Consider the following 25,301-nt stretch of genomic DNA (forward strand, 5'->3'; position numbering starts at 1 on the left):
CAGCCCCGCCCCGGCCTCACCTGCCCGGAGCGGGTCGAACGGGTCCGGGGCCGGGGCTATGCCCGGCTCGTGTTCACTCCCGCGCTCTCCCCCGCCCCGTCGCGCAGCACGGGCATCGGCATGAGGACCGGGCTGTCGGCCGGTTCCTTGCGGCAGACGTCCCCGCACTCCGCGTCCAGCGAGCAGCAGAGCGAGCAGATCGGTCCGGACTGCACGGGGCAGTCGGCGATGTCCGGGAGCTCGTACGCCGTTTCGCAGACGGAGCAGGTGTGAGTGGCGGTGATGTCCGCGACGTCGGCCCCGGGACCGTTCACCGGATTGGGCCGGGCCAGGTAGTACCTGCCTTTCGTCGCCCACGCGATCAGCGGACAGAGGGTCAGCGAAAGACCGGCTGCGATGAAGGTCGAGAAGGCCTCCGCGTACGTACCGAACAGCCCGAAGAAGGCGAGGATCGAGACGGTCGAGGCAGTCACCATCGCACCGAACCCCGCCGGGTTGACCGCGTACAGGTAGGCCCGTTTGAACTCGATGTACGGGGGGCTCAGCCCGGTCCGCTTGTTGATGACCAGGTCGGCGGCGACGGCGGCGATCCAGGCGATGCCGACGTTCGAGTAGAAGCCCAGCAGCTTGTTGAGGGCCGCGAACATGTTCATCTCCATCAGCGTCAGCGCGATGACGAGATTGAGGAAGATGTACCAGACCCTGCCGGGGTGACGGTGGGTGATGCGGGAGAAGAAGTTCGACCAGGACAGCGAGCCGCTGTAGGCGTTGGTCACATTGATCTTGATCTGGGACACGATCACGAAGAGCGCGGCGGCAGGCAGCGCGAACGAGCCGAGCCAGGGCTTCAGCGCCTCGATCTGCGGCGCGATCGGTTCGAGCGCGTGCGTCTTGCCGACCGCTTCCAGGGCGACGAAGGCGAGCAGCGCGCCGCCGAGCTGTTTGGCCGCGCCGATGATCACCCAGCCCGGCCCGGCGGCGAGGACCGCGATGTTCCAGCGGCGCTTGTTCGCCTCCGTCTTCGCCGGCATGAAGCGCAGATAGTCGGCCTGTTCGCCGATCTGGGCAATGAGCGAGAGCGCGACCCCCGTGCCGAGCCCGAACCCGATCCAGGAGAAGCCCGAACCCGCCCCTTCCGTACCGCCGAAGGAGCCGAACGCACCCCAGGCGTCCGGCGCCTCGAAGGCGAGGACGACGAACGGCAGCACCATGCCGATGATCCAGACCGGCTGGGTCCATGCCTGGACCTTGGCCAGGGCGCCCATTCCCCGGAAGACGATCGGGATGACGATCAGGGTGGTGATCAGATAGCCCGCCTCGACCGGCAGACCGATGGCCTGATGCATGGCCTGCGCCATGATCGAGCCTTCGAGGGCGAAGAAGATGAAGGTGAAGGACGCGTAGATCAGCGAGGTCAGCGTCGAGCCGAAGTAGCCGAATCCGGCGCCCCGGGTGACCAGGTCCATGTCCAGGCCGTACTTCGCGCAGGCCCGGGCGATGGGGATGCCGGTGAGGAAGATGATCGTCGCCGCGGCCAGGATGGAGGCGAAACCGCTGGTGAAGCCGTAGGTGAAGACGATCGAGGCACCGATCGCGAAGTCGGCGAGATAGGCGATGCCGCCGAGTGCGGTGCCCGCGACCACGCCGGGCGACCAGCGGCGGAACGAGTGCGGCGCATAGCGGAGGGAGTAGTCCTCGCGGCTCTCATCGGCGGCAAGCTTCGCGTAACTGCGCCTGGGCGGCGGGGATCCGGCGCCGCCCTCCGGGGCTCCTGGGGCGGCATCCGCCTCAAGAGCCCCGGCCGTCTGGGGTATGGCTGTGTCCGTCATCGGCGACTTCCCGTTCGTCAGTCCGGTGTGCGGGTTCGAACGGGAAGGTAGGAGCAGGACATGACAAGCCATCACGGGCGACGATTGCCCGGCGGTTACGGGACCTGGGCGGACGTTAACTTGTCGTCACGGGTGCCGGACGGGCACCACCGGGTATCGGTCACCCGACAGGAACGCCCCTTCCGGGAATCCCTCGCCTGACGGGAACGGCTCCTCCGAAGGCCGGTCATCTGACGGGGAGGTGGTAGGCGATCCGGTAGCGGTCGGCCGGCACCACCACATCGGCGGTCTCGACCGCCCGCCCCGACGCGTAGTACGTGCGCTCGATCACCATCACCACATGGCCGGGCACCCCGCCGAGCGCCAGGAGCTCCTCCGCCAGCCCCGGGCGCGCGCCGACCTGTTCGGCCACGTTGTCCACGACCACATCGATCGCGGCCATCCGCTCGACCACCCCACAGCCGCCCAACGGGCCCTCCTCCGGCAGCATCACCGGCGTGCGCCCCGTGACCGCGAGGTTCTCCCAGGAGGTGGAGAGCATCATCGGCTCGCCGGCCTCCCGAAAGACGTAGCGCGTGCGCATCACGCGGTCGCCCGGCTCGATCCCCAGCCGTTCGGCGATCTCCGGACTCGCCCCCTCCTGCTCGCTCCGGGACTCCCAGGTCCCCCGCGCGCCCTCCGCCGTCTGCTCCTGCCGGAACGGACTGGCGCCGGCCTCGGACCGGAAGCCGGAGCGCGCGATCCGGCGCGGGACCGGGCGCTCGCGGACATACGTACCGGAGCCGGAGCGGCCCTCGACCAGCCCCTCCGCCATCAGCACCTTGCGCGCCTCCAGCGCGACGGTGTCCGAGACCCCGTACTCCTCGCGGATACGCGCCTGCGACGGCAGGCGCGTATGTGGCGGCAGCGAACCGCTGACGATCTTCTCTCTCAGATCGCTCGCAACGCGCAGATAGGCGGGCTGCTCACCGAAAGTCACAGGCCACTCCCCAAGAGGTTGACAGACTGCAACAGCGTCGCAACCGTCGGTTCCGGACCGCAAGCACAGGCCAAAGTTTCACTCGAAGTGATGATTCGCCACCGACGTGCGCATACCCCGGACCGCCTCCACAGGACAGCGGTGAGCCGGTGGCCGCCGTCGGCCGCGCCGCCCGGCGGCAGGGATTCCGCGGCCGGGCGGCCACGACGGTACGGCCGCCCCGCCCCGTCCTCTCCCTGCTGACATGCTGGTTGCCATGGCCACCGCATACCACTGCCCGCAGGACGGGACCCGCGCCGACATCACGTCACTGACCTGGTGCTGTCCGGTCTGCCGCGGCCCCTGGGACCTCGACTTCGAGATCGCGGACCCGCTCCGCCCCGGCGTCCTGCCCGGCCGGGTCAACTCCCTGTGGCGTTACGAGGAGGTGCTGCCGCTCGCGTCCCCCACGACCACTCTGGGTGAGGGCCGCACGCCGCTCGTTCCGATCACCGGCACGGTCTCGGCCAAACTCGACTTCCTCATGCCGACGCTCTCCTTCAAGGACCGCGGCGCGGTGATGCTCGCGGAACTGGCCCGCCGCCTCTCCCCCGAGCGCGTCGTGGCGGACAGCAGCGGCAACGCGGGCACCGCGGTCGCCGCCTACTGCGGCCGCGCCGCACTGCCCTGCACGGTGTACGTCCCCGAGGGCACGTCCCCGAAGAAGACCGAGCAGATCCGGGCCCATGGCGCGCGGCTGGAAATCGTCCCCGGGGACCGCGAGTCGACCGCTCTGGCGGCCCGGGCCGCGGCCGGCACACCCGGCACGTTCTACGCCTCGCACGTCTTCAACCCGTACTTCCTGCACGGCACGAAGACCTACGTCTACGAGATGTGGGAGGACCTCGGCGGCACGCTCCCGGACTCGATCGCCGTACCTGTCGGCAACGGCACCCTGCTCCTCGGCGCGGCGCTCGCCATCGCGGAACTCCGCGCCCAGGGCCTCATCGACACCCGTCCGGCCCTGATCGCCGTGCAGTCCGAGGCCGTTTCGCCACTGGCCGCCGCTTTCCACGCCGGCGCGGATGATCTCCTCGACACCCCCGCCGGTGCGGCCGCCCCCACGCTCGCCGAGGGCATCGCCATCCCGCGTCCGCCGCGGGCCCGGGCGATCCTGGCGGCGGTACGCGAGTCCGGCGGTACCTTCCTGACCGTGACCGAGGATCAGATCCGCGGCGCACAGCTGGACCTGGCCGCCCGTGGCTTCTACGTGGAGACGACCGGGGTCGCCTGCTGGGCCGCGGTCGGTCACTGGACGGACCGCAGCGTCGTCGTGCCGCTGTGCGGCGCGGGTCTCAAGACGGGCCTCGCGGCCTGAGGCCGGAGAACGGGCTCGCGGCCTGAGCCGGGACGGGCCTCGCAGCCTGAGCCGGGGCTCCGTTCTCCGAATTCCGAGCTCCGGCATCCGCCTCCCGCCCGTGCCGGATCCCGCACGTGCCGGGGCCCGCACACGCCGGGAGCCGCATGCCGGGTGGCACATGCGCCGGGTGCCTCACCTGCCGGGCACCCGCACGTGCCGGGCCGCGCACGTGCCGGGCCTCGCACGTGCCGGTGCCGCGTCAGCCGTTCACCCGCGCGCCGTGCACCGCCGCGATGCACCCGTTTCCCTACGTTCGTTCCGTGAGCCTCTCGCGTATCTCTCTTCTCACGTCGCTGCTCGCGTGCGCCCTGGTCGCGCCCATGCTGCCCGGTGCCTACGCCTCCGACCGGGCCTCGCCCACCGCGTCGCCCGTCCGCCCCACCTGGCCCGGGCCCGGCGTGGCCTGCGGTCGCGACACCGACCCCGCCTGGGCGCCGACGTCCACCACGTTCGGCGGGGCCGAGGGCTACGACCCCTATGTCGGCAACGGCTATCTGGGCCACCGCGTGCCCGCCGCCGGCGCCGGATACGCCGAGCGGTCCGAGAAGACCGGCTGGCCGCTGTTCACCCCGCGCTACGACGGGGCCTTCGTCTCCGGGCTCTTCGGCCGCGACCCGGATCTGGCGGCCGGCCGCGAGGTGGCAGCCGCCCTGCCGAGCTGGACGAACCTCGATGTGCGCGTGGGCGACGAGACGTACGGCTCCGCCACCCCGGCGGGACGGATCTCCCGTTACCGCCAGACGGTGTTCCTGCGCTGCGGACTGGTGCGCACATCGCTGCGCTGGACGACCGCCGACGGCCGGGCGACCGACCTGACGTACGAGGTGCTGGCCGACCGCGCCGCGGTGCACTCCGGCGCGGTACGACTGCGCATGACCCCGCACTGGAGCGGCACGGCCACGATCACCGGCCGGCTCGACCCGCGCGGCGCACGCCGGATCGCACTCGCCGACGACGGGACGTTCCGGACTCGGGGCACCGGGACGAAGGGCGCGATCGTGCAGACGATGCGCCAGGCCCCCGGCAGCACGGACCCGGCCACCGGTATCGCGCCCCCGGCAGCCGACAGCACGCCCCCGGCCGCCGGCACCGCGCTCCGGAACCCCGGCGACGTGCGCCGGGGCTCCGCGCACGCGGATTCGTCCCGGATGAGCGCCGGGCGCACGTATACGTTCGAGAAGTACGTCGGGGTCGATACCGCACTCACCTCGCGCGCCCCGCGCACCACCGCCCGGGAGGCGTCCCTGCGCGCGGCGCGGCTCGGCTGGTCGGCCCTCGTCGGCGAGAACGCCGCTGCCTGGCGCCGGGACTGGGCCGCGGACGTCCTGGTTCCGGGCAGCCCGGATCTGCAGAAATGGCTGCGCTCCGCGCAGTACGGGCTGCTGGCCTCCACCCGCGCCGGCTCCCGCGACAGCATCGCCCCGGCCGGGCTGACCAGCGACAACTACGCGGGCATGGTGTTCTGGGACGCGGAGACCTGGATGTACCCCGGGCTGCTCGCCACCCGCCCCGAGCTGGCCCGTTCGGTGGTCGAGTACCGCTACCGCACCCGTGACGAGGCCCGTACCAATGCCGAGAAGCTGGGGTTCAAGGGGCTGTTCTACCCGTGGACGAGCGCGAGCAAGGGCAACCTCTGGTCGGAGTGCCAGAGCTGGAACCCGCCGCACTGCGTCACCCAGAACCACCTCCAGGGCGATGTCTCGCTGGCCGTCTGGCAGTACTACCTGGCCACCGGCGACCGTGACTGGCTGGCCGGCCACGGCTGGCAACTCCTCCAGGGCATGGCGGACTTCTGGGCATCGCGCGCCACCGCGAACGACGACGGCAGCTACTCCGTCAAGGAGGTGGCGGGGCCCGACGAGTACAGCAACGGCGTCACGGACGGGGTGTTCACCAACGCCGTCGCCGCCACCGCGCTCCGCAACGCCACCCGCGCGGCACAGCTCCTCGGCCACCGGGCCCCGGCCGAGTGGAACAAGGTCGCGGACGGATTGCGCATCCCGTACGACCCGAAGCGGAAGCTCTTCCTCCAGTACGCGGGCTACGACGGCTCCACGATCAAGCAGGCCGACACCGCGCTGCTCATCTATCCGCTGGAGTGGCCGATGGAGCCCGGTGCGGCAGCCGCCACGCTCGACTACTACGCGGCCCACACCGATCCGGACGGCCCGGCCATGACGGATTCGGTCCATGCGATCGACGCGGCCGCGACCGGGGAACCGGGCTGCGCCACGTACACCTATCTCCAGCGTGCGGTGCGGCCGTATCTGCGCGGCCCGTACGCCCTCTTCAGCGAGGCGCGCGGCGCGAAGGCCGGCGCGCAGGATCCGCTGTCCGGTTTTCCCGCCGAGGACTTCCTCACCGGTAAGGGCGGCTTCCTGCAGGTGTTCACGCACGGCCTTACGGGGCTGCGACTGCGGGAGGACGGGGTACGGCTGGATCCGATGCTGCCGCCGCAACTGCGTCAAGGAGTCAGGCTGACGGGCCTGCGCTACCAGGGGCGTACGTACGAGATCGCGATCCGCCCCCGCACGACGGAGGTGCGGCTGACCTCGGGCGCCCCCTTCACGCTCCACACACCCGCCGGTCCGCGGCTGCTCTCCACCACGCTGACCCTGCCCACACGCCGTCCCGATCTGACCCCGACCGCCGACGCGTCGCGATGCCGCCCGACGACGGCCACCTCCGAGTCCCCCGGCCTGTACGCGGCCGCGGCGGTGGACGGCAGTACGGCGACGGCCTGGTCCCCGGACGGGGCGACGGGCACGCTGACCGTGGATCTGGGGCGGACGGCGGCGGTCACGGCGATCACGCCGGAATGGACGGACGTACGACCCGCCTCGCACCGTCTGGAGGCCTCCGCCGACGGCCGGCGCTGGGAGCCGTACCGGGCGGGGGCGGTGGCCCGCAAGGTGCGGGTGACGGTCGGGTCGGCGGATGCGGACAAGCCGGCGGGCGTAAGGGAGTTGAGGGTCACCCAGCCGTAGTGCGGGGCTTCTCGTCCACCGGTGCGCGGGTCACGGCGGGCCGTCGGGCCGTCGGCCGGCCCAGCAGGATCCCGCCCAGCACCAGGACGAGACCGCACACCTGCCGCAGGGTGAGCGACTCTTCGGCGATCACGGTCCCGAGCAGTACTCCGGTCACCGGGTTGAGGAGTCCGACCAGGCCGACCGTGGCGGCGGGCAGATGGCGCAGCCCCGTGAACCAGGCGGCGAAGGCGACCGCGGTCGCCACCACGGTGACGTAACCGAATCCGAGGACGGCCGGCCCGTCGAGTGCGGGCGGGGCGCCCTCGACCGCGGCGGCGAGGGGCAGCAGCAGAAGTCCGCCGGCGATCAGCTGCCACGAGGTCGAGGCGAGGACGTCAACGCCCGCGCCCCAGCGCTTGGCGAGGATGTAGCCGAGGGACGACATCAGCATGGCGGCGACCGAGGCCAGCACTCCCCGGACGTCGACGGAGACCGACCCGGTCAGCAGCATGAGACACACCCCGGCGATGCCGGCGGCCGCGCCCGACAGAGGCAGCAGGCCCGGCCGTTCCGCGACCAGCGCCCAGGCGATCAGCATCATGGCCACCGGGGAGCTCGCCATGATCGTCGACGCGGTGCTGGTCGGGAGCAGCTGCGCGGCGACGTACACGAGGGCGAAGAACCCGCCCATGTTGAGGACGCCGAGCACGGCCGCCTTCCACCACCAGGAGCCGCGGGGCAGTTCCCGGCGGACGGCCAGGAGCAGGAGCCCTGCGGGCAGCGCCCTGATCGCCGCCCCGTACAGCGGGGTCCCGGCGGGCAGATAGGCGTGGGTGACGTAGTAGTTGGTACCCCAGGCCACCGGTGCGATCGCCGTGATCAGCACCCATCGCAACGTAGCTTCCATGGAAACTATTATGCCTTCCACGGAAGCTATAGTGAAGTCATGCAGGATCCCCCCTCCCCCGCCCCTGAACCCCTGGACCATGTCGCACGCATCCAGGCGGAATGGCACCGCGAGCGCCCTGACCTCGACGTAAGCCCGCAGGGCGTGATCGGGCGACTGCACCGGGTCGGCGCACTGCTCACCGAGGAGCTCTGCGTGGTGTACCGGCGATTCGGCCTGAGCGAGGGCGAGTTCGACGTGCTGGCCGCTCTGCGGCGGGCCGGGTGCCCGTTCGAACGGGCACCCGGGGAGCTGGCGACGCACACCATGGTCACCACCGGCGCGATGACCAAGCGCATCGACCGCCTGGAACGCGCCGGCCTGGTCACCCGCCGCCGCGCGGCCGGGGACGGCCGGGGCCGGGTGGTCGCCCTCACCGACGCGGGCCGGGAGCTGATCGACCAGGCGTTCACGGAGCACATGCGCAACGAACGCCGCCTCCTCGACACCCTGACCGGGGACGAGGCCGCGGCGCTCGAGCCGCTCCTTGCCGCGTGGCTGGCACGGGTGGAACCACCACAGGAAGGCTGACCCCTTCAGCCTCACCCGCCGGCCTTCGCCTTCGCCTTCGCCTTCGTCTTCGTCTTCACCGGCGGATGAGTCCCCCGTACGGCCTCCCTTGCGACCTCCCGGGCGGCCGCCGGCGGGTCAGGCAGCCGGACCCTTCAGATGGGCGAGCGCGGTGATGACGCGGTCGGCGATGTCCTGCGGCCACGAAAAGGCACGCGTCACGGCGCGCTGATGGGCCAGTCCGTGCAGGCCCAGCCACAGCGCGACCGCGTCGCTGGAGGGGTCGGTGCTGGCGGACTGCCCGGCGGCGGCACATCCGGCGAGTTCGGTCACGAGGATCCGCATCGTGTCGGCACCCAGTTCGGCCAGATCCGACGCAGTGAGGGAGCTGTCGCCGAGGTCCGGCACCCAGAGGCCGCCGAACATCGTGCGGTAGCGCTCGGGGTGGGTCCGCGCGAAGTCCAGATAGGCGTTGCATACGGCGTACAGCCGCTCCCGAGGGTCGGTCCCGGCCTGCTCCAGCATCGAGAGCAGACTGTCGCGCAGCTCGGAGAACTCCCGCTGCACAACGGCCAGCATGATCGCCGGCTGGTCGGGGAAGTGCGGGTAGATCGACGGGGCGGCGATGCCGACCCGCCGGGCGACCGACCTCAGAGTGATGGCGCGCTCGTCGCCCGCTTCGTCGAGGAGTTCCACCGCGGCGGCGATGATGTCCTCGCGCAGGCGGCCGCCCTCGCCGCGTCGATTACGCGCACGAGCCCGCTTCGGTGCGTCCGGGGCCGCTGCTCCGATGTTTTCCATGCCATCACCTTACGCCGTGAAGGTTACGGCCGTACCCCTCTTGCGCACTCGAGACTTACAGCTGTAGCGTTACGTCTGTAAGCAAACGAGCGAAGCCCTTGAGAGGTACGACATGACCGCCAGCACCACCACCCACGTCACCGAGATCGTCCTGCCCGGCGCCGTCGAGCCGGACGGCCTCGAAGTCCGCACCCGCGACCTTCCGGCCCCGGCCGCGGGGCAGGTCGTCCTGCGGATGGAGGCGACCGGGGTCGCGTTCGCCGAGCAGCAGATGCGCCGCGGCAAGTACTACGACCAGCCCCCGTTCCCCTTCGTGCCCGGCTACGACGTGGTGGGTACGGTCACCGCCACCGGCCCGGGTGTGGATGCCGGGCTCACCGGGCACCGGTTCGCCGCCGTCACCAAGACCGGCGCGTGGGCCAGCCACCTGCTGATCGACGCCGCGGAGCTGATGCCGGTACCCGCCGGTGTGGACGCGGCCGCGGCGGAGACCGTGCTCGTCAACGGGATCACCGCCTGGCAGATGCTGCACCGGCTGGCCGACGTCAAGCCGGGCGGGATCATCGTCGTACTCGGCGCCAACGGCGGCGTCGGCTCCACGCTCGTGCAACTGGCCCGGCACGCAGGCATCACAGTGATCGGCACGGCATCCCCCCGACACCACGACACCGTGCGTGAGCTGGGCGCGAGCCCGGTCGACTACCGCGACCCCGACATGTACGCCAAGATCCGGGAGCTCGCGCCGGACGGCGTGGACGCGGTCTTCGACCACGTCGGCGGCGCCGGAGTGGAGCAGTCCTGGCGGCTGCTGCGCCGTGGCGGAACGCTGGTCTCCTACGGCACGGCCGCGACCAAGGACGAAGAAGGGAGCTCGCAGCTGCCGGTGCTGAAGCTGTTCGCGCGGCTTGCGGCGTGGAACGCCCTGCCCAACGGCAAGAGCGCGCACTTCTACAACTACTGGGCCGGGCAGCGGCGTCGGGCGGTGTGGCAGCAGCGGCTGAACGAGGACCTCACACAGGTGCTGCGACTGGTGGCCGACGGTTCTCTCGTCCCGCAGATCGCCGCGGAGATCCCGCTGGCCGACGCCGCGTCCGCACTCACGCTCGCCGAGTCCCGCACCGTCCTCGGCAAGGTCGTCCTCGTCCCCGGGCCGTGACGGCGATGCCCATCGCCACCGACACGTCCGCACCCCGCCGCACCCTCCGTCCTCGGAACCGCCGGGGCGAGGGCAACCACCTGCGGGCAGAGATCCTGGCCGCCGCGACCGACCTGCTCGATCACGGCGACGAACGGGCCGTCACCCTGCGCGCGGTGGCCCGGAGGGCCGGGATCAGCGCCCCCTCGATCTACCCGCACTTCGCCGGCCGGCCGGCCATCGTGCTCGCCGTGATCCGTGAAGCCTTCGCCGACCTCACCGGCCGGCTGGAGGCGGCCGCCGGCGAGGACGCCCCACAGCGTCTGCACGCCGCCTGCCGCGCCTATCTCGACTTCGCCGCCGCCCACCCCGAGCGCTACCGCGCCATGTTCGGTGAGCTCGCCCGTCCCGTTGCCACCGACAGCGGGACGGGCCGGGGCGATCTGGCCACCCTCGGAGCGGACGCCCTGGAGGTCCTCTCCGGCGCCCTCACCGACTGCGTCACCTCCGGACACTCCACCAGCACCGACCCCTGCGCCGACGCAATCGCACTCTGGCTCGGCCTGCACGGGCTCGCCCACCAGCTCGCCATGGCCCACTCGTTTCCCTGGCCCGCCGATCTCGTACGGCCCTTCGTGGCCTCGCTGTCACACCTCGACGCGGCAGACGACCCACCCGCTCCTGCTCCTGCTCCTGCTCCTGCTCCTGCTCCTGCTCCCGAATACATCAGTACAACTCTGAGGAAAAATGCGTAAGTTCACGACCGTGACCTTACTTTCGGCCCAGACTCCGGAGGTTCCCGCCATGTCCGTCGCCGCCCCCGCGCCTGCCCCCGCCGCACCGTCGTTCACCCCCGGGGCCCCGCATCCCGCGACCGAGGTCGACAACCGCGCCACCTACGTCAGCTTCGGACTCGCCTATGTGCTCGGCCACGGCAGCGCCGCGCTCTCCCGGGGCAGCACACCCCTGCTCGACCTGCCGGACTGGCTGCCCATGACGCTCCTGGGGATCGGACTCGCGGTCGGGACGGTCCAGGCAACCGTTGCCGCCATGCGTGCCCAGCGCGCCGCGACCGGACCCGAGGAGGTCCTCTCCGGCAAACTGCTCGGCGCCGCCTGGGTCGTCGCCTTCGCCGCCCTCTTCCTCGCCATCACCGGCCTGACGAACAGTCTCGACCTGCCCGACCTGCAGTCCATGCTCTGGCCCACCGGCTCCGGATTCGTCGTCGGCCTGCTCTACGTCGCCGAGGGCTCCGCACGCCGCAATCTGCTGCACTACGCCCTCGGCAGCTGGCTCGCCCTGATCTCCACCGCGGCACTTCTCCTCGGCACTCCGGGCCTGTACTGGGTCCTCACCCTCGCCGGAGGCGGCGCCTATGCCCTGGCCGCGGTCCTCGAACGCCGCCGCCTCGCCACCCGCTGACGCCAGAAGAGGCCAGGAACAGCCCGCGAAGCGGCGAGCGGTGGCAGACATCCGCGGCGCGGGCTCAATGGCCGGTGAGCAGCCCGGCGTCGTGGGCGAGGACGGCGGCCTGCACGCGGTTGGCGCAACCCGTGCGGGTGAGGATCCGGCTGATGTGGGCCTTGACCGTGCCGGCGCTCAGATACAGCTGCTCGGCGATCTCCGCGTTGGACAGGCCCGTGCCCAGCAGCCGCAGGACATCCTGTTCGGCCGGGGTCAGTTCTCCGGTCCGGCGCAGCGCGGCCTCGGTGTTCCGGCCCGAGTCCACATGGCGTTCCAGCAGTTGCCGGGTGATCCGAGGGGCCAGCACCGGTTCGCCTGCGGCGGCGAGTTGAACAGCGCGGATCAGCTCGGCGGGGCCGGTGTCCTTGAGGAGGAATCCGCTCGCTCCGGCCCGCAGCGCCCGCGTCACGCTCTCCTCCTCGCCGAACGCCGTCAGCATCACGACACAGGTGCGGGGCGAGAGACGGGCGATGTCCTCCGCGGCGGCGATGCCGTCCCTGTCCGGCATCTGGATGTCGAGCAGGGCGACGTCGATGTCCTGGGCACGGCATGCCGCGGCGGCCTCCCGGCCGTCGCCGGCCTCGGCAACCACGCTGATGTCGTCGGCGTTCTCCAGGATCATCCGGATACCCACGCGCATCAGCGCCTCGTCGTCGGCGATCAGGACTCGGATCATCGGCTCAGCTTAGGGCCGCGTAGACCACCAGCACGACGAGGAAGACGGCCGTGGGCAGGATCACGAGCGCTGTCACGCAGCCCGATCCAAGGACTCGCGGCCAGGTCAGGATCTCGTCCGGCAGCGGGGCTCGTGCCCCTCTCGGTTCCGCACCGTTCCATCCGGCACCGTTGAGCACCGCGTCCTTCGGTCCCGCAGCGGCCGGTCCTGCACCTCCGGGCTTCGGTCGAGCCGGGTCCGGAAGGGATTCAGCCGGGGCCTCCAAGAGCGCGGCATGCCCCAGGGGCTCGTTCCCCCGGACGGGCAGCCAGGCGTCCACACGGAATCCGCCGCCGGTCAAGGCGCCCGCCCGGAACGTGCCCCCGAGCAAGGAGATCCGCTCCTGGCAGGCAGCCAGCCCACTGTGGGTTCCCCCGTGGGAGCGGCCGCCGGCAGGGGGCACCTCATTGGTGACGGACACTTCGACACCTCTGTCCGTGCTCCTCACCACCACCGCGGTGGGCGCGCCGGACGCGTGTTTCAGCACGTTCGTCAGGCTTTCGCGGACCACCCGGTGGATCGCCTGACGCGTACGCGGACCGACCTCGGCCGTGTCGGGAACGGACCAGTCCAGCTCGACGGTGCTGCCTGTCTGCCTGGACTCCTCCATGAGGGCGGTGATGTCCGCGCGTGATCCCCTCTCGTCCCCGGCCCGGTCCGTCGTCCCGTCGCCGTCGGTGATGTCCTTGTGCCGCAGGACGCCGAGGATCTCGCGCAGTTCCTCCATGGCCGTACCCGCTGTCGTACGGAGCAGCTCGGCCTGTCCGGCGAGGGCGGGTGCCTGTCGTGCGGCGCCGAGTTCGAGCGCCCCGGCATGCACCGAGATCAGGCTCAGCCGGTGGCCCAGGAGGTCGTGCATCTCTCCGGCGATCCGGGTGCGTTCTTCGAGTCGGGCCGTCGCGGCGGTCAGGGTACGGGCCTGCTCCAGGTAGGCGTTGCGTTCGCGCAACAACCTGACCAGGGGCCTTCGTTGCCCCAGCAGAGTGCCGGCCAGCGCCGGCAGCAGCAGAAGCAGCACCGCTGAGGCCGCGTTGTCCGCCAGCAGCGGCAGCAGAGCCCCGGAAAAGATCAGGGCACGGATGAGTGTCAGGAAACCGACCACGGCGAAGGCCACCCCGACGAGCTGCCACACCCGCCGGGACGGTGTGATGCGGCGGGTGGCGGACAGGACGACCAGCGGCGCAACCGCCAGGGTCCACACGTTGTCACCCACGACCAGCACGGAGGACGCCAGGACCGCGACGCCCGGCCGGCCGCGCCGGGCGGGGACGAGCATCGCCGCCCACAAGGCCTCCAGCACGGCCCACACCATCCGGTGCGGGGGCACCAGCAGCAGGGGTATCAGGCCGATGGCTGCCACCAGGACGCAGAGGAGTGTCTCGGACACGACCCTGCGACGCCCGGCGGCACGCAGCGCGGACCAGCTCTCCGCCGCCTCGGTGCGCAACATCCGCGGTACACCGGCCAGCGCGCGTCCGAGGCCCGTGCCGGGGCCCGGGAGCCGCGTGTGTCCGGGCGTACGGCTCATGTTTCCCCCTTGCTCCGCCTCCGGGTCTCCCCCGGGGCGAACGGTAGCCGCGACGGTCGCCGCACTTCGGGCCCGGGGGGTCATGCACCCAGCCGGAGGTCCAGATCGGCCCGCAGCGCGGCCACGTCCACCTGGCCGGCGGCCAGCAGCCCGGCCACCTCGGCGTCCGTACCCGCCGTGTCCGTACCCGTTCCGTCCGCACCCGCCGTGTCCGTACCCGTTCCGTCCGCACCCACCGTGTCCGTACCCGTCGCCGGCTCGTCGAGCAGCGCGGACAGCAGGTGGACCGTGCCGACTGTGGGCGACCCGTGCTCGGCGGCGGACAGTTGCGCCCGTGCCTGGACCCGCTCGCAGGCCGCGGACCGCCGCACGCGGTTCTCGAGGGGGGCATCGGCGGTCCGGCCCGCCGATGCCGACCGGACCAGGGAGTGCTGTCGTGCACCGTGCCGGCGCAGCAGTTCCGGAGCGGAGTTGGCCTGCTCCATACTCCCGGGAAGCGAGCGCCCGGCCACGAACAGGGCCCGGTCCAGCGCCAGCGTCCCCAGCAGGAGATCCACCGGCCCGACCTCGGTGCGCCCGCACCGTACCGCTTGCCGCATGGCCTCGACGGACACCGCGAACAGAACCGGCGAGCCGTTCACCGCACTCCCCGACGTCCACGAAGTCAGCGCGCGGGTCAGGCGGTTGCCGCTTTTGCCCAGCGTTCCGGCCCGGCGGAGAAGGGTGACGCCGCGCGACTCCGGCTCCTCCTCCCCGGCTGCGGCGCTCGTGTCCAGGAGGTCGAGGGCGGACAGTGCGGCAGCCACGTCCAGCTGCCGCAGCAGCAGGGCTTCCCTCGCCCTGGTGTCCGGCAGCTCCAGCAGCGCACGGGCCACATGCCTGCAGCGCACCGAGATCGTCCCCTCGGCGCGGGCCGACCCGAGCGCAGTCAGCAGGCACGCGCGCAGAGCCCCGCTCATCCCGAGCCGCACCGGGCCGCTGTCCGCGTCCGATCCGCGCGAAGCGGAGACGAGCCGCCACTGCGCCTCGCGCCAGGCGGCATCCACCTCATTCCCATCGGCGTCCTGAGTCTCCGCACCAGCCCCGGGCCCGGCCGGCGCGCCCGGTGCCTCGTCATCGCTCACCCAACCGTCGCCTGACCGGCCGGAGATCAGACCACTGAGCGCTCCGGCCTTCCGCATACCCGGGGCAATCGCCGCACCGGCGTCCGTGTCGCCCAGCACAAGCGCCCCCAGCAGGGTGTCCGTCCCCACGACGGACAACTCCCGCCTGCCCGCACGGTTCAGCGTCTCCACCAAGAGCTCCATGACGTCCGGCTCGAACTCGGTGCTCGCCCCGACCACGGCTGTTCGGTCGGCTGTCCCGGTCATCTCTCGGTGTCCCATCGATGTTCCCCTCAATGCGTGGTGGCCTGGTACGAACGACGCTAGGCGCACCCGTCACGCCGTCGCGCCTGCCGATCGGCCAGACTCCCCGTCCGATCGGCGGGCCAGCCCTTAGGCCGTGCGCGAGCGCAAGATGCCTTCCACGCCCTGCAGGAAGGTTTCGCAGACAAGATCCGCGTCGGACAGACAGCCGGCTGCCATGGCGCCGTCCCGGAGCATGACCAGGTGCCGGCCGGCTGCGTCGGCGGGCACGAAGCCGGTCTGCGCAAGCAGCTCCGTGACGGTGTCCAGGAACCATTGCCGGTGGGCCAGCACCACTTGGTGGATCGGGTGGGCGGGGTCGGGATACTCGGCCGCCGCGTTGAGAAAGGCGCATCCACGGAACCCGGGGGAGCGGATTCCTTCGGCGATGGACCGGCCGACGGCCCGGACCCTGTCCGCCGCCGACTCGCTGCTCGCCTGCGCGGCCGCGACCTGCGTGCGGATCCCCCGGTCGGCCTGGTCGAGGTAGGCGAGGACGAGTTCTTCCTTGCCCGCGAAGTGCCGGTACAGCGTCGCCCGCGTCACCTGCGCCTCCGTGATGATCCGGTCGACGCCGACGGAGTGGATGCCCTCCGCGTAGAAAATCCTCGTTGCCGTACCGAGCAGCCTGGCTCGCGCTTCGGACGTGCTGCCGGTGCCGCCGTTGCTGCCGCCTTCTGTGTCCCGACTCATGGGCCCGAGGCTACCAAACCAACGAGGGAGAACGTTCGGTCTTGACAGTCGTCACCGAGACGCTTTGAATGGCGATGAGACCGAACGTTCTCCCCCTCTCTGGCAATCAATCCACCCCGTATCCGCTCACACCACCGGAAGGCACCCCATGGACACCATCACCTCCACGCCCACCCCCACCAGCGCCTCCACGACTCTGCGGAAGCTGTACTTCGTGCGCTTCGCGTTCGCCGCCGTGTGGGCCGGCCTGCTGTTCACGACCGCCGACACGCTGGGGCCTGCGAGCACGGCGCTGCTGGTGATCTACCCCCTGTTCGACGTGGCGTGCGCTGTCGCCGACATCCGGTCGGCCAACGCCGAGGGCGGCCCGGTCCGCGGCCTGTACGTGAACGTCGCACTCAGCGCCCTCACCGGCATCGGCCTCGCCGTCGCCGCCACATCCGGCATCCCGGCGGTCCTGCGCGTCTGGGGCGTCTGGGCCGTCACCGCGGGCCTGGTCCAGCTCATCGTCGGCGCCGCCCGACGCCGACTGGGCGGCCAGTGGGCGATGATCGCCAGCGGGGCCATCTCCACCGCCGCCGGCGCATCCTTCTTCGCACAGGCAGCGTCGAGCAAGGACGACGCCACCCTGGGCAATCTGGCCGGCTACGCCTTCCTCGGCGGCATCTTCTTCCTCGTCTCCGCCCTCCGCCTGAAGCGCGGCGGCAGCAAGGACGCATGACCCCGCGGACGCAGCGACAGCCGCGCGGCCGTCCCCGAACCCCGCCCTGGGCGGCGTCGACGTCCGGACAGCCCGGAACCGGCCGCGCACCCCCGTACGGCGGCCTCCCCCGTACGCAAGCCTCCGGCTCAGACCGACGTACGCAAACCTCCGGCTCAGACCGAGCGGGCCGCCTGACTCCTGATCCCGTCGAGCACGGCGGCGAGCATCCGGTCGAACTCCGCGACAGAACCGAAGTCGGCCCACCAGGGCGCCAGGGCGGCCATGCCCGGGTACACCTGAGGATCGAACTCGGGCACCGGAGCCGGCCCGTCGGCGCCGCCGCCGGTGCGTGCCAGCAAGTGCCCGTTGAGAAAGCCGAACAGCACCATCGGGGCATCCGCGGCCACTCGGTCGGGCACGCCGGCCGCACGCATGGCGGCGACCAGGCGCTCCAGAGCGGTGATGGCCACCGCCGAGGCCTGAGCGCGGGTGACCAGCAACGGGAACACCCGAGGATGCCGGTAAGCCATGTCGCGGTAGGAGTGCGCCGTCAGCCGGGCGACCTCCTCCCAGTCATGCGGCGCGCCATCGGGAACGGCCACCACCTCGGCGAGCACGACCTCGGAGATCACGTCCAGCAGCGCGGCCTTGCCTTTGACGTGATGGTAGATCGACATCGGATCGACCCCGAGCTCCTCGGCGAGTCGCCGTACCCCGAAACGCTCGAGGCCGTCGCGATCCACCAGCGCGACGGCCGCGGCGGCGATCCGCTCCCGGTCGAGCCCGGCCGAGGTACCCCGTGCACGTCTGACCACACCTGCTCCCCTCTCTCCTGCTTGCCAAATCTACGCCGTAGAACCTAGCGTACGGACTGAAATCTACGTCGTAGGTTTTAAAATGGCCCGCTGAAGGACACGGAGCAGAGACATGAGTGAGATCACCACCGCGGAGCGGCCACCTCAGCCGGAATGGCAGTCCGTGACGGCCGAGAGCCTGGCCGCCTACCGCGTCGCGGAGAACCGCTTCCGGGCATCCGAAGCGGCCCGGTCGATCCTGGGCCGGCCCGATCCGGACGCCACGGCCGACTGGCAGGAGGTGAGGCTGCCCGGCCGCGACGTTCCGGTGCGTGTGTACCGGCCCTCCGGCCTCTCCCAGACCCCTCTCCCCCTCGTACTCCACGTGCACGGAGGGGGGTTCGTGGGCACGGCGACCCAGTGCGACTGGGCCAACAGCCACCTCGCGGCCCAACTGCCCGCGGTCCTCGTCTCCGTCGAGCACCGGCTCCTCGACTGGGCGACGGCGCTTCCCGCGGCCGCCGACGACGGCTGGGAGGTGCTCCAGCACGTGGTGCGGCACGCCGACCGGTGGGGCGTCGACCCGGCCCGGGCAGCCGTCTTCGGCGAGAGCTTCGGCGGACTGATCAGCGCCCTGTCGGCGATCCGGGCGAGGGCGACCGGCCTGCGGCTCGCGGCGCAGGTACTGGTCAATCCCGCGGTCGATGTGACCGGGACGATGTACGAGCACGCCTCGATGGCCGAATACGGCCACGGCCCCGGCCCCGCCCTTGAGCAGCTGCGGCTGCTCCAGCGCCTCGCCCTGCCGCCGGGAACCGATGCGCGCACGCTCTCGCCGCTGTACGCCGACGCATTGGGCGGGCTTGCGCCGGCGCTCGTGGTGGTACCGACCCAGGACTCGGTGGCCGACCACGGCCGCCGTTACGCCGAGCGGCTGCGGGCGGCAGGAACGACAGCACGGCTCACCGAATATCCGGGAGCGGTACACGCCTTCCTCAGCCTGCCGGGGATACAGCCGCAGGCCGAGCCCGCCCGTGCGGAGATCCTCGAGTTTCTCCGCGCGGCCCTGTGACGTGAGGCAGCACGGCAGGCGGCACATCCGGGCCGGATCCCGCGACTCGCCCTTCTCCGGCGGCCCGGTCGTGGCCGGTCCCGGACCCCCGTCCCGGGACCGGCCACTCGGCTCACGTGGCGGCCGACCGGGTGTTCAGCGTCGGCAGCCGCCACGGGAGCGGGTGAGAGGCCGGGCCTTTCAGCCAGTTGCCGACAGGGGCGCCCAGGTGTATTGGACGCGCACGCCCTGGTCGTGGAGCCAGGCGGCCTCGCGGTGCCGGAGTTCGCGGGCGGACTCCGGTGCGATGGCGCTGGGCCAGCGGACGAGTACCGCGGTGACATCGCCCGTCCGGGCCAGCTGTCTCACCCGCCGCCACCCTTGACGCCGGCCCGGGTCGGGCTCACCGAAAGTGTCGGTGACGACCTCGGCGATCGTCAGTCCGCGCTCCTGGGCGTACGCGTGGCCCTCTGTCCGAGCGCGCTGCGTGGCTCCCCCGGGTACGCCCCGGGCCCGGTCGGCGCACACGTACAACACGACGGGAGAGGCGGTTTCATCGTGGGGAGTCATGGGCGCCTTCTGCAGATGGATCGAGGAGGGGGAAGGGATTCCGCCGCGCGAAGCCGTGTCCGGCAGCGCCCGGCTCCCACAGGGTCAAGGGCGGGCCGTCAACTGGGCCCATACGACCTTGCCTTCGGCCCGAGTCGAGCGTGCGGAGCCCCAGCTGTCCGCGAGTTGTGAGACGAGGAACAGCCCTCGCCCGCCCTCCTCGCCGGGGCCGGCGCGGTGCTCGGGCGGACGGACCGGAACGCTGCCCCCGTCGTGGATCTCGATGCGCAGGCACCGCTCGCCGCCGGTCAGCGTGAGACCGCACAGGACATGACCGCTGCCGGTGTGGAGTACAGCGTTCGTGGTCAGCTCGGAGACCAGCAGCACGGCGTCGCTGCATGTCTCACCGGACAGCTTCCAGGCACGGAGCCGGTCGCGCACGGTGTCGCGGGCGGATCTCGCGCTGGTACGCAGGGCGGGCAGACCGAACCAGTACTCCCGGCGCGGCACAGTCCCGGCTAAGGCAGGGGTCGAGGCCGGAGCCGAGGGTGTGGACAGAGTCACGGATGTCGCCTTCCAGCGCCTCCGGGGGGCGGGCGCGGTGAGGGGATGCGGGACTGCAAATCGAGCGGTGAGAGGCGTACGCCGGGGCAATCGCCCAGCTGCGGGGGGCCGACGACGGCATCGACATCACACGCCCTTTCCGGACCTGATCCTGCGCCACTGCTGTGACTTGACCGCTCACACATCCACTATGCGCGTGATAGAGCACGTGCTGCAACCGACTCCCTGATAATTTCAGAAGCGTCGGTATCACCCTGGCGTCAACATCAAATCGCTGTAAGAATGGCGCTATTGACGGTTTCTCAGGAGGTTTGGGCGTGAGTGAAGCCCGTTCCGGCACCAGCGCACCGACAGTCCTGCGCATGATCCTCGGCCGTCGGCTGCAGGAGATGCGGCTCGGCGCCGGTGCCTCGCTGGAGGATGCGGCGAAGGCTCTGCGTGTGACGCCCCTGACGATCCGCCGGCTGGAGAAGGCCGAGGTCGCGTTGAAGCCTCTCTACGCGGAGAAGCTTCTGGAGACCTTCGGCGCGGGCCGCCAGGAGATCGACGAGTTCGTCGACCTGGCCGAGCAGGCCAACAAGCCCGGCTGGTGGCACTCCTATCGCGACGCCGTCCCCAGCTGGTTCACCGCCTACGTCAGTCTGGAAGCCGGCGCCCAGACCCTTCGCACGTACGAACCCCAGTACGTCACCGGTCTCCTGCAGACCCCCGACTACGCACACGCCGTGCTGCGCGGCGGGTTGCCGAACGGCAGCGAGGAAGAGCTCGCACGCCGCGTGGAGCTGCGGCTGCGCCGCCAGAGCCTGCTGGACCGGGAGGACGCCCCCACGTTGTGGGTGGTCATGGAGGAAGCCGTCCTGCACCGGGTGGTGGGCGGCCCTCACGTGATGCGGGAGCAGCTCGAGCGACTCCTGGACGTCTCCGAGCTCGCGCACGTCAGCCTCGACATCGTGCCCTTCACCGCGGGTGCGCATGTCGGAGCCTGTGCCCCGTTCACCTATTTCCGGTTCGAGGAACCCGAATTGCCGGACGTCGTCTACAGCGAACTCCTGTCCGCCTCGGTCTACCTGGACCAGCGCGTGGACGTCGTCTCCCATCTCGAGGCACATTCCCGCATGGCGCTGCTGACGTCGTCCGAGGACAGCAAGGCGCTCCTGAACCGCATGCGCAAGGAGTACTCATGACGGTCACCGACGAGGGCGTCTACAACGGCATGCCGGCCCACCATCTCGGGGAACACGGCTGGGAGCGCCCCTGGAGCGGGCCGAACGGCGGCCAGTGCGTCGAGACGAAGCAGCTCGCCGACGGCCGCGTGGCCGTACGGCAGTCCACGGACCCGGCCGGACCGGCGCTGATCTACACGCCGGAGGAGATCGCCGCATTCGTCCGCGGGGTCAAAGAGGGCCTGGCCGATCACTTGGCCGCCGGATGATCCGACGGTGAGCGGAAGGGACGACGGCACCGGTCGCGTCCCCGGCCCGCGGGCCGACAGACACACGCATGAAGGGGAGAACATGACCACCAGGCAGGCCGGCCAGGATCTCGACACGAGCAAAGCGCACTCGGCCCGGATGTACGACTACTTCCTCGGCGGCAAGGACCACTTCGAGATCGACAAGGAGGCGGCCCTGATCGCCGCCCAGGCCCATCCCGGCCTCTACGTGACCGCGCGCGAGAACCGGGCGTTCATGCACCGGGCCACCCGGGCCCTGGCGCAGGAGCACGGCATCCGCCAGTGGCTCGACATCGGCACGGGCATCCCGACCGAGCCCAACCTGCACCAGGTCGCCCAGTCCGTCACGCGCGACGCCCGCGTGGTGTACGCGGACAACGACCCGCTCGTCCTCAAGTACGCCGAACGCCTCATGCGCAGCACGACACAGGGACGCACGGCGTACGTCCAGGCCAGCGCCACCGACCCCGACGCGCTGATGAGCGCCGTGGAGGACGCGGGAGTCCTGGACTTCGACCAGCCCATCGCCCTCTCCCTCAACGCGCTCATGCACTTCATCACGGACCCGCACGACCCGTACGCCATCGTCCGCCGGCTGCTCGACCCGCTCCCGGCGGGCAGCGCCCTCGCGATGAACCACTGCACGCCCGACTTCGACCCGGTCACCTGGAACAAGGTCGCCGAGGTCTACACGAAGTCCGGGTCTCCGGTGCAGTTCCGTTCGCACAGCGACGTCCGCCGCTTCTTCGACGGACTCGACCTGATCGACCCCGGCATCGTCTGCTGCCACCGCTGGCGCGCCGAAGAGGGCGCGGCGGAGATCGCGGACGCGGAGATCAGCCTGCTGGCAGGGGTGGGCATAAAGCGCTAGCCGGAAGGCCCCGGCTTCGAAGGGTCGTCCCCCTCTCTTCGCTTCTCCGGCTGATGCCTGCCGTCGGTCTCACCGCTCCTCCGGCAGGCGCCTGCCGTCGCTCAATTTCCGGACGTCTGCCCACGGTCCGGCAGCTGGGCCGTGCCCGCGGCTTCGGCCTCGGCCTTCGCGTTGCTCACTGCGGCGGCGGCCTGCTTGGCGACCTCGTCGGCAACCGCGGAAGCACTCTGCGAAAGAGTCGATCCCGCCTCGAGCTCGGGTGCCCCGCCTTCGTCCGACGTATCGGCGGCGGGTGCTTGTTCGCCCGGCGCGGACGCGGGAACGCCCGGCGCCGACTGATCGGCGAACGCACTGGTGACGGCTCGAACCGCCTCGGTCAGCTCGCCTGGGATCACCCAGAACGTGTTGTTCTCGCTCTTCGCCAGATGCGGGAGCGTCTCCAGATACTTGTAGGCCAGCACCTTCGCGTCGGCATTGTTGCGGTGGACGGACTGGAACACGAGCTCCACCGACTTCGCCTCGCCGTCCGCCCGCAGGATCATGGCCTGCTGCGTGCCCTGCGCTTCGAGGATGTCCTTCTGCTTCGTGCCCTCGGCGGTGAGGATCTTGGCCTGCCGATCGCCCTCGGCGTGCAGGATGGCCGCGCGCTTGTCACGCTCCGCCCGCATCTGCTTCTCCATCGCCTCTTTGATGGTGTTCGGCGGATCGATGGCCTTGATCTCGACGCGGTTGACCCGGATACCCCACTTTCCGGTCGCGTCGTCCAGGACGGTGCGAAGCCGGGCGTTGATCTCCTCACGGGAGGTGAGTGTGCCCTCCAGGTCCATGCTGCCGATGACGTTACGCAACGTGGTCACGGTGAGCTGGTCGATCGCCTGCAGGTAGTCGGCGACCTCGTAGGCCGCCGCCCGCGGGTCGGTGATCTGGTAGTAGAGCACGGTGTCGATGTTCACCACGAGGTTGTCCGCGGTGATCACCGGCTTGGGATCGGACGAGTACACCTGCTCACGCACGTCGAGTTTGGTGTTGACGCGGTCCGCCACCGGCAGGACGAAGTTCAGCCCGGGCTGCAGCGTGCGGCGATACCGGCCGAACCGCTCGATGTTGTAGCGGCGCGCCTGCGGAACGATCCGCACAGTGGCGGCCACGAGAAAGACGACAACAATCGCCGCCACGAGAATCGGGATGATGAACGGATCCACGCTTCCTCCCTCGCTACGTGTTCAGCCGATCACGGAAGGAGCTCGCGGGGGTACACGACAGCCGTAGCACCCTCGATCTCCATGACATCCACCATCGCTCCCACCGGGATCACATGGCTTTCGTCGAGAGCGCGAGCGGACCACTCCTCACCGGAAATCTTGATCAGCCCGTGCGTCGCCGTGACCTCCTGCATGACCTCGGCACGCTTGCCGAGCAGCGCGTCACTGCCCTCATATGTGAGGGGTGCCGCCATACTCCGCAGCGCGACAGGACGGACGAGGACGAGGCCCGCTGCCGCTGCCACTCCGAGCGCCACAAGCTGGCCGATGACCCCGACACCCGCACCGGCCACAACCGCGGCAACGAGCGCGGCGCCGGCGAACAAACCGAACACCAGCGTCAGGGTGAAGAACTCCGCGACACCGAGTGCCGCGGCGGCGAGCAGCCATGCGAGCCACGGCATCGAACCAGCCTCCCCGGTCGGGGTTTACCCGGTTACTACCCCCGGAGGCCCGGCCGGAACCACGGGCCTGGACGATGCTTCGGATCTTGCGGCCATCTGCGGCCGTGACTGGCCCGACGCTACGGCGACCCGCCTGATGAGGACGCTCGTGCGGAAATCGGCGTCCCGGTACCCGCGTACGCCAACGGCCATCCACAGAGCCGAGCCGGTGTCGAAGCGCTCGCCTGGTCGGATGCGCACGGCCGGGACTCGAAGAGCGTGTACTTCGCGCGCTAGGAGACCTGGCTCCTGGAGGAGCTCGCCGGCCGGAAGCGCGGCCTCACCCCGGTGAGGGGGTTCCGCGCGAGGCACGAAGCGCCACCCCGACCAGCCCGCCCACGTGCCGGTCGACTACTCGCCCGGCTCGCCGCTCCCGATGTGCTCGGACGAGGTGAGTCCCTGATGAGCGTGCGGCGCAGGCGCGGGCAGACGGCCCGCGTTCGGGTGACGAGGGCGGTTCTCGTTTCGGCCGTCTTCGACCTTGTGCCCCGTGGCTCTCATGGAGCAGGCGCCGGCCGACGTAAGGGTCGGACGGGAGATGGCCAAAAGGGCCAGGGCGATCAACTGGCGTTGTGTACACATGGCACACTTGGTACGCTTGAGCGCATGACGCAGCCGTTGCCCATAGAGACCATTCGCGATGTGCGCGCACACCTGGCCGAGGTCGTGGAGCGGGCCGACCGGGATGACGTACCCACCGTGATCACGCGCAGAGGCAAGCAGGTCGCCGCCGTCGTGTCCATCGAGGTACTTCGGAAGTACCAGGAGTGGGAAGAGCGCGAGATCAACCGGATCATCGACGAGCGCATGGCGAATCCGGCAGCGGGCATTCCGATTGAGGACGTCATGAGGGAGACCCTGGCGCGCAATGAGTGAGTACCGCACCGTGTTCCGGCCTGAGGCTCAGGCCGAACTCCGCAAGATCCCTCGCGACATGGCGCTGCGCATCCTGGCCAAACTGACCGAGTTGGAAAGCGACCCCCTCGGCTTCAGCACCACCGCGCTCGTATCCCAGCCGGAACGCCGCCGGCTACGAGTTGGCGGCTACCGAGTCGTCTACACGATCGACAACGGTGAGTTGGTGGTGTGGGTCGTGCATATCGGGCATCGCTCCACCGTGTACGACACCTGATCCTGAGCCAGGACACCTGTGGTCGGGCAGAATCCGCTGGAGTCAGGGACGCCACCGTGCGCACCAGCAGGCCGGGTTGTCAGTGGCGACTGCTTCTATGACGCC

At 70.8% G+C, this 25,301-nt stretch carries 26 protein-coding genes; 13 read left to right on the forward strand and 13 right to left on the reverse strand.

The annotated features are described in order from the left end of the window. Nucleotides 1-56: 56 nt before the first annotated feature. Nucleotides 57-1,829, reverse strand: coding sequence for a purine-cytosine permease family protein (locus ACFVW8_RS08640; RefSeq protein WP_389687497.1), 1,773 nt, complete (start codon nucleotides 1,827-1,829; stop codon nucleotides 57-59). Nucleotides 1,830-2,055: 226 nt separating this feature from the next. Beyond that, nucleotides 2,056-2,808, reverse strand: coding sequence for a GntR family transcriptional regulator (locus ACFVW8_RS08645; RefSeq protein ID WP_389687499.1), 753 nt, complete (start codon nucleotides 2,806-2,808; stop codon nucleotides 2,056-2,058). Nucleotides 2,809-3,052: 244 nt separating this feature from the next. Here ACFVW8_RS08645 and ACFVW8_RS08650 point away from each other — a divergent pair, with 244 nt between their 5' ends. Beyond that, nucleotides 3,053-4,165 (forward strand): threonine synthase, encoded by a 1,113-nt coding sequence (locus tag ACFVW8_RS08650; RefSeq protein ID WP_389687501.1) that lies wholly within the window; start codon nucleotides 3,053-3,055, stop codon nucleotides 4,163-4,165. Nucleotides 4,166-4,467: 302 nt separating this feature from the next. Further along, complete coding sequence (locus ACFVW8_RS08655; protein ID WP_389687503.1) at nucleotides 4,468-7,194, forward strand: discoidin domain-containing protein; 2,727 nt, start codon at nucleotides 4,468-4,470, stop codon at nucleotides 7,192-7,194. Here the strand turns inward: ACFVW8_RS08655 and ACFVW8_RS08660 are convergent. Continuing rightward, the gene (locus tag ACFVW8_RS08660) at nucleotides 7,181-8,083 is read right to left on the reverse strand and encodes a DMT family transporter (RefSeq protein WP_389687505.1); all 903 of its coding nucleotides are present in this window, start codon (nucleotides 8,081-8,083) and stop codon (nucleotides 7,181-7,183) included. The two genes, ACFVW8_RS08655 and ACFVW8_RS08660, sit on opposite strands and share 14 nt — an antisense overlap. Before the next feature lie 39 nt (nucleotides 8,084-8,122). Here ACFVW8_RS08660 and ACFVW8_RS08665 point away from each other — a divergent pair, with 39 nt between their 5' ends. After that, nucleotides 8,123-8,653: a MarR family winged helix-turn-helix transcriptional regulator gene (locus tag ACFVW8_RS08665; RefSeq protein ID WP_389687507.1), complete on the forward strand. Its 531-nt coding sequence runs from the start codon at nucleotides 8,123-8,125 to the stop codon at nucleotides 8,651-8,653. Nucleotides 8,654-8,770: 117 nt separating this feature from the next. On the opposite strand, the gene ACFVW8_RS08670 is transcribed toward ACFVW8_RS08665, so the two are convergent. After that, nucleotides 8,771-9,433 carry a TetR/AcrR family transcriptional regulator gene (locus ACFVW8_RS08670; RefSeq protein ID WP_389687509.1) on the reverse strand — a complete coding sequence of 221 codons (663 nt, stop codon included), beginning with the start codon at nucleotides 9,431-9,433 and terminating at the stop codon, nucleotides 8,771-8,773. Between the two features lie 112 nt (nucleotides 9,434-9,545). Here ACFVW8_RS08670 and ACFVW8_RS08675 point away from each other — a divergent pair, with 112 nt between their 5' ends. From ACFVW8_RS08675 to ACFVW8_RS08685, 3 genes are read left to right on the forward strand one after another with little or no spacing between them, the layout of a single operon-like run. Further along, nucleotides 9,546-10,589 (forward strand): medium chain dehydrogenase/reductase family protein, encoded by a 1,044-nt coding sequence (locus ACFVW8_RS08675; RefSeq protein ID WP_389687511.1) that lies wholly within the window; start codon nucleotides 9,546-9,548, stop codon nucleotides 10,587-10,589. Between the two features lie 5 nt (nucleotides 10,590-10,594). Next, entirely contained in the window at nucleotides 10,595-11,323 is a 729-nt protein-coding gene (locus ACFVW8_RS08680) for a TetR/AcrR family transcriptional regulator (protein WP_389687513.1), read from the forward strand. Between the two features lie 10 nt (nucleotides 11,324-11,333). Further along, nucleotides 11,334-11,990 (forward strand): ABC transporter permease, encoded by a 657-nt coding sequence (locus ACFVW8_RS08685; protein ID WP_389687515.1) that lies wholly within the window; start codon nucleotides 11,334-11,336, stop codon nucleotides 11,988-11,990. Nucleotides 11,991-12,054: 64 nt separating this feature from the next. Here ACFVW8_RS08685 and ACFVW8_RS08690 read toward each other — a convergent pair whose 3' ends face one another. The 4 genes from ACFVW8_RS08690 to ACFVW8_RS08705 all read right to left on the reverse strand — a co-directional run bounded on the left by ACFVW8_RS08690 (nucleotide 12,055) and on the right by ACFVW8_RS08705 (nucleotide 16,374). Next, the gene (locus tag ACFVW8_RS08690; protein ID WP_389687517.1) at nucleotides 12,055-12,708 is read right to left on the reverse strand and encodes a response regulator; all 654 of its coding nucleotides are present in this window, start codon (nucleotides 12,706-12,708) and stop codon (nucleotides 12,055-12,057) included. Nucleotides 12,709-12,712: 4 nt separating this feature from the next. Next, nucleotides 12,713-14,275: a sensor histidine kinase gene (locus ACFVW8_RS08695; protein WP_389687519.1), complete on the reverse strand. Its 1,563-nt coding sequence runs from the start codon at nucleotides 14,273-14,275 to the stop codon at nucleotides 12,713-12,715. A gap of 80 nt (nucleotides 14,276-14,355) precedes the next feature. Next, the gene (locus ACFVW8_RS08700; protein WP_389687521.1) at nucleotides 14,356-15,645 is read right to left on the reverse strand and encodes a hypothetical protein; all 1,290 of its coding nucleotides are present in this window, start codon (nucleotides 15,643-15,645) and stop codon (nucleotides 14,356-14,358) included. A 126-nt stretch (nucleotides 15,646-15,771) separates the two neighbouring features. After that, on the reverse strand, nucleotides 15,772-16,374 hold the full coding sequence (locus ACFVW8_RS08705; protein WP_389687523.1) for a TetR/AcrR family transcriptional regulator: 603 nt from the start codon (nucleotides 16,372-16,374) through the stop codon (nucleotides 15,772-15,774). Between the two features lie 148 nt (nucleotides 16,375-16,522). Between ACFVW8_RS08705 and ACFVW8_RS08710 the strand changes: the two genes are divergently transcribed. Continuing rightward, the gene (locus tag ACFVW8_RS08710) at nucleotides 16,523-17,095 is read left to right on the forward strand and encodes a hypothetical protein (RefSeq protein WP_389687525.1); all 573 of its coding nucleotides are present in this window, start codon (nucleotides 16,523-16,525) and stop codon (nucleotides 17,093-17,095) included. A gap of 155 nt (nucleotides 17,096-17,250) precedes the next feature. On the opposite strand, the gene ACFVW8_RS08715 is transcribed toward ACFVW8_RS08710, so the two are convergent. Continuing rightward, a complete protein-coding gene (locus tag ACFVW8_RS08715; protein WP_389687527.1) occupies nucleotides 17,251-17,892 on the reverse strand; it encodes a TetR/AcrR family transcriptional regulator in 642 nt (213 codons plus the stop codon). A gap of 112 nt (nucleotides 17,893-18,004) precedes the next feature. On the opposite strand from ACFVW8_RS08715, the gene ACFVW8_RS08720 reads away from it, so the two are divergent. Next, a complete protein-coding gene (locus tag ACFVW8_RS08720) occupies nucleotides 18,005-18,943 on the forward strand; it encodes an alpha/beta hydrolase (protein WP_389687529.1) in 939 nt (312 codons plus the stop codon). A 180-nt stretch (nucleotides 18,944-19,123) separates the two neighbouring features. Here ACFVW8_RS08720 and ACFVW8_RS08725 read toward each other — a convergent pair whose 3' ends face one another. Together ACFVW8_RS08725 and ACFVW8_RS08730 are read right to left on the reverse strand one after the other, a co-directional pair. Next, a complete protein-coding gene (locus ACFVW8_RS08725) occupies nucleotides 19,124-19,492 on the reverse strand; it encodes a recombinase family protein (protein WP_389687531.1) in 369 nt (122 codons plus the stop codon). 84 nt (nucleotides 19,493-19,576) lie between these two features. Beyond that, complete coding sequence (locus ACFVW8_RS08730; protein WP_389687533.1) at nucleotides 19,577-20,035, reverse strand: ATP-binding protein; 459 nt, start codon at nucleotides 20,033-20,035, stop codon at nucleotides 19,577-19,579. 317 nt (nucleotides 20,036-20,352) lie between these two features. Between ACFVW8_RS08730 and ACFVW8_RS08735 the strand changes: the two genes are divergently transcribed. The 3 genes from ACFVW8_RS08735 (at nucleotide 20,353) to ACFVW8_RS08745 (ending at nucleotide 22,359) form a co-directional block, all read left to right on the forward strand. After that, on the forward strand, nucleotides 20,353-21,219 hold the full coding sequence (locus ACFVW8_RS08735; RefSeq protein ID WP_389687535.1) for a helix-turn-helix transcriptional regulator: 867 nt from the start codon (nucleotides 20,353-20,355) through the stop codon (nucleotides 21,217-21,219). Beyond that, nucleotides 21,216-21,467 (forward strand): DUF397 domain-containing protein, encoded by a 252-nt coding sequence (locus tag ACFVW8_RS08740; protein ID WP_389687537.1) that lies wholly within the window; start codon nucleotides 21,216-21,218, stop codon nucleotides 21,465-21,467. The genes ACFVW8_RS08735 and ACFVW8_RS08740 overlap by 4 nt, the downstream gene beginning before the upstream one ends. Before the next feature lie 82 nt (nucleotides 21,468-21,549). Next, nucleotides 21,550-22,359 carry an SAM-dependent methyltransferase gene (locus ACFVW8_RS08745; RefSeq protein WP_389687539.1) on the forward strand — a complete coding sequence of 270 codons (810 nt, stop codon included), beginning with the start codon at nucleotides 21,550-21,552 and terminating at the stop codon, nucleotides 22,357-22,359. Between the two features lie 101 nt (nucleotides 22,360-22,460). On the opposite strand, the gene ACFVW8_RS08750 is transcribed toward ACFVW8_RS08745, so the two are convergent. Then, the gene (locus tag ACFVW8_RS08750) at nucleotides 22,461-23,561 is read right to left on the reverse strand and encodes an SPFH domain-containing protein (protein WP_389687541.1); all 1,101 of its coding nucleotides are present in this window, start codon (nucleotides 23,559-23,561) and stop codon (nucleotides 22,461-22,463) included. A gap of 29 nt (nucleotides 23,562-23,590) precedes the next feature. Further along, a complete protein-coding gene (locus tag ACFVW8_RS08755) occupies nucleotides 23,591-24,025 on the reverse strand; it encodes an NfeD family protein (RefSeq protein WP_389687543.1) in 435 nt (144 codons plus the stop codon). A gap of 645 nt (nucleotides 24,026-24,670) precedes the next feature. On the opposite strand from ACFVW8_RS08755, the gene ACFVW8_RS08760 reads away from it, so the two are divergent. Both ACFVW8_RS08760 and ACFVW8_RS08765 read left to right on the forward strand, forming a co-directional pair. Then, complete coding sequence (locus tag ACFVW8_RS08760; protein WP_389687545.1) at nucleotides 24,671-24,940, forward strand: type II toxin-antitoxin system Phd/YefM family antitoxin; 270 nt, start codon at nucleotides 24,671-24,673, stop codon at nucleotides 24,938-24,940. Then, nucleotides 24,933-25,196, forward strand: coding sequence for a type II toxin-antitoxin system RelE/ParE family toxin (locus tag ACFVW8_RS08765; protein ID WP_389687547.1), 264 nt, complete (start codon nucleotides 24,933-24,935; stop codon nucleotides 25,194-25,196). Before ACFVW8_RS08760 ends, ACFVW8_RS08765 begins: the two co-directional genes overlap by 8 nt. The last annotated feature ends 105 nt before the right edge of the window (nucleotides 25,197-25,301 follow it).

Origin of the sequence: Streptomyces sp. NPDC058221 (assembly GCF_042882365.1) — a bacterium.
Taxonomy (GTDB): Bacteria; Actinomycetota; Actinomycetes; order Streptomycetales; family Streptomycetaceae; genus Streptomyces.